The 3,551-nt window shown below is 34.6% G+C and carries 4 protein-coding genes and 1 tRNA gene; 3 read left to right on the forward strand and 2 right to left on the reverse strand.

Annotated features, from left to right (window positions below; translation table 11 throughout):
* Nucleotides 1–651, forward strand: a 651-nt coding sequence (locus VFS71_RS03790; protein ID WP_326399461.1) for a tRNA dihydrouridine synthase, incomplete at its 5' end; no start/stop codon positions are given.
* A gap of 38 nt (nucleotides 652–689) precedes the next feature.
* On the opposite strand, the gene VFS71_RS03795 is transcribed toward VFS71_RS03790, so the two are convergent.
* Together VFS71_RS03795 and rbfA are read right to left on the reverse strand one after the other, a co-directional pair.
* Nucleotides 690–1,889: an ABC transporter permease gene (locus tag VFS71_RS03795; protein ID WP_326399463.1), complete on the reverse strand. Its 1,200-nt coding sequence runs from the start codon at nucleotides 1,887–1,889 to the stop codon at nucleotides 690–692.
* Between the two features lie 3 nt (nucleotides 1,890–1,892).
* Nucleotides 1,893–2,285: a 30S ribosome-binding factor RbfA gene (gene rbfA / locus VFS71_RS03800; protein ID WP_310005602.1), complete on the reverse strand. Its 393-nt coding sequence runs from the start codon at nucleotides 2,283–2,285 to the stop codon at nucleotides 1,893–1,895.
* 271 nt (nucleotides 2,286–2,556) lie between these two features.
* On the opposite strand from rbfA, the gene mce reads away from it, so the two are divergent.
* Both mce and VFS71_RS03810 read left to right on the forward strand, forming a co-directional pair.
* Entirely contained in the window at nucleotides 2,557–2,958 is a 402-nt protein-coding gene (mce, locus tag VFS71_RS03805; protein WP_326399465.1) for a methylmalonyl-CoA epimerase, read from the forward strand.
* A gap of 137 nt (nucleotides 2,959–3,095) precedes the next feature.
* A tRNA-Ile gene (locus VFS71_RS03810) sits at nucleotides 3,096–3,169 on the forward strand.
* The last annotated feature ends 382 nt before the right edge of the window (nucleotides 3,170–3,551 follow it).

Below are 3,551 nucleotides of genomic sequence, written 5' to 3' on the forward strand. Positions count from 1 at the left end.
GGAGTTCTTAAAGATGTAGATTTAATGATTCGCTTGACTCAAGCCGTTATCGACAGCACCCATTTGCCTGTTACCGTAAAAACCCGTTTGGGTTGGGATGATAGTTCTATAAATATTGATGAGGTTGCCGAGCGTTTACAAGATATTGGTGTAGCCGCTTTAAGCATTCACGCCAGAACCCGAGCCCAAATGTACAAAGGTCATTCAGATTGGTCACATATTGCCCGCGTCAAAAACAACCCGAGAATCACAATGCCTATTTTTGGAAATGGCGACATTGATTCTCCCGAAAAAGCATTGCATTACAAAAACGAATACGGTATCGACGGAATAATGATTGGTCGCGCCGCTATTGGCTATCCATGGATTTTTAACGAAATCAAGCATTACTTCAAAACAGGTGAACATTTAGAAAAACCTACCGTTGCCGACAGAGTCGAAGCCGTACGCAATCACCTTACTTGGGCAATGGAATGGAAAGGAGAAAGACTTGGAATTGTAGAAACGCGTCCTCACTATACCAATTATTTCAAAGGAATTCATTCTTTCAAAACGTACAAACAAAAATTAGTTACCCTAGACCGTCCAGAAGAATTATTCGCTGTTTTGAATGAAATCGAAGAGGCTTATGCAGATTATGAGGTTGTTTAAAAATGCACCTAGGTGGTATTTCAATGAGCTAGAAATACTCAGTCCAGCAACTTCTTACTCACTCGGCTGCTCGCAATTAATGAAGCAATAAAGCCAAGCGTTATTATAGTAGCCATTACAATAAGTATATTTTCTATGGTAAAAACCACTGGATAAGCCAGTGTGGGGGTTATCATTATGAGTTCATACTGTTGCTGTAATACAACAAAAACAACACCCAATAACAACCCGATAATTCCGCCAAAAACACTCAACAGAGTTCCTTGCAGTAAAAATATATTCCGTAAATCCTTGATATTAGTTCCTAGATTAAAAAGTGTTTTTAGATTTCCTTTTTTATCCAAAATCATCATGATAAGCGCTCCAATCAAGTTAAAAAGCGCCACAATAATCACTAAAGTAAATATCAAATACACCGCTATATTTTCGGTATTCAGCATTTTATACAAGGCTTCATTCAGCTGTTCCTTGTTTTTTATGGTAATTTTATTTTTAAAAATAGATTGGAGTTTCGCGATAACAGAACTTTCATCAGCACCTTGTTTTAATTTAATTTCAAGACCCGAAATCTGATTGGTCTTGTATTCCAACAATTCTTGCGCCAAACCCAAATCGGCAAACACATATTTAGAATCCAAATCTTCGCTGATTGCATAAATTCCGACCGGAAAAACATCGGTCTTATTAAAAGCCTGAGCAGGATTTTCAATAGCTCCCTTGCCGGGTTTTGGAACAAAAACCTCAAAGGGATTATTGTAATCCAGCAGACCCATAGAGAATTTTTGAGCAATACCATATCCGATAACTACCTGATAAGTATCGGGCTTTAGCCATTGTCCATTGTATAGTTTTTTATTATAATCGCTAACGGTGTTAAAAGTAGAATCAACACCTTTTAGAAAAGTAACCTCTTGCTTTCCGTTAAAAGTAAACAACACCCGCTCTTCTATAACTTTAGAATAGGAAGCTACACCTTCAATTCCTTTAATCTCTTTTTCTTGTTTTGGTACAATAAAAAAAGATTTTCCCAACGTACTGCTTACTTTAAGATCGGGATCAATATCATTTGTAAACGAAAGACTAAATTCCTTTAACCCCGTAAAAACAGAGAGCACGACAAACAATGCCATTGCTCCCACAATAATCCCCATACTAGCAATACGATTAATGATATTGATAGCATTATTTTTACTTTTGCTAAAAATATACCGCTTGGCTATGTAAAGAGGGAAATTCAAATCTTATTGAAATCTGCGTTTGTCCAACAAATCTCTATTCTCAATCGGGTTTTCTTGATTTTTCAAGGCATTATCAATCTTCTCGATATAATCCAAAGAATCATCAATAAAGAAAACCAAATTTGGCACTTTACGCAATTGCAAACGCACTCTTTGCGATAAATCGTGTTTAATCAAAGTCGAATTAGCCTTAATTCCCACCAACGTTTCCGCTGCTTTTTCTTGAGGAAAAATACTTAAATGCACCGTCGCCACAGACAAATCTGTAGTCACCGTAACCTTGGATACTGAAATTATCAAATTTGTAATTCCATTTTTTCTCACTTCACCTTGCAAAATATCAACCAAATCTTTTTGGATAACCCCGCCTATTTTTTTCTGTCTATTTGTTTCCATAGTGCAAAAATACTATTTTTTTGAGAGACCACCTTACAAAGTCATAAACTCATAAAGTTTTTTATATTTGTTTTATGATTTTAGGAGCGAAAGATTAGGCTTTTTCAAGAGACAAAGTTCCTGTTGTCCGCTATATTCCCGATTAACAAAAACTACGATTAAAAAAGTCTTGTTTTTCTAAATCGGGAGATGCCGCTTCCATCAGGGCTAAAGAGAAACAATAGTCCTTTTTTGGAACAATTCAAAAAACAAAAACACAAAACATCACATAATGAGAAAAATAGAACACATTGGCATCGCAGTCAAAAACCTTGAAGTATCCAATTTGTTATTCGAAAAACTATTTGGCGCACCCGCCTACAAACAGGAAGAAGTCGCCAGCGAAGGCGTAAAAACATCCTTCTTCAAGAATGGCCCCAATAAAATAGAACTCCTCGAAGCCACCAATCCCGAAAGCCCCATAGCCAAGTTCCTCGAAAAAAAAGGAGAGGGAATCCATCATATTGCCTTTGATGTTGAAGACATCCTCTACGAAATCGAACGCCTAAAATCAGAAGGATTTACAGTTCTAAATGAAACCCCAAAAAAAGGAGCCGACAATAAATTGGTTGCTTTTTTGCATCCAAAGGGGACCAATGGAGTATTAATTGAGCTATGTCAAGAAATAAAATAAAAAAAATAATAATTTAGTCAATTCATAATCAGTCATTTTCAAAATAGATTCTCTTTAGTCATAAAACTATTCAAAAATCTACCTTGAAAATACTTGTAGCAATAAAAAAAATGTAGTAATATTGCAAACTCTTAACCGGTCCTATAGCTCAGCTGGTTAGAGCACCTGACTCATAATCAGGTGGTCCCTGGTTCGAGCCCAGGTGGGACCACAGAAGCCCTCATATCAGTTGATATTGAGGGTTTTTTTTGATTTACACCAGTTGTCTTTTATGTATTTTAATAAAAAACATGCAAATAATCTTAATCCTTATTGAAATATATCATTTTTATAAAAAAACAGTACCTTTGTCAAAGTGATTATATTGAAATTTTAAACAAAATTCATTTTATTTATTTGTAGGAATTAGATTGTTTTTTTGTAAAAAAAGTAAATTTCAACGTTAAAATAATCATTTTATAGTATTGTTGTTTGTCCTTCAAAAAAAATATACATAACTTCGCAGCATTAAATTATTTATATAGTATTAAGGGTTTTAAATCAAAAAGTTCTTTATATATTTAAAAAATGATTTATTACTTTTTATAAATTTA

Source organism: Flavobacterium sp. (assembly GCF_035760125.1).
Taxonomy (GTDB): Bacteria; Bacteroidota; Bacteroidia; order Flavobacteriales; family Flavobacteriaceae; genus Flavobacterium.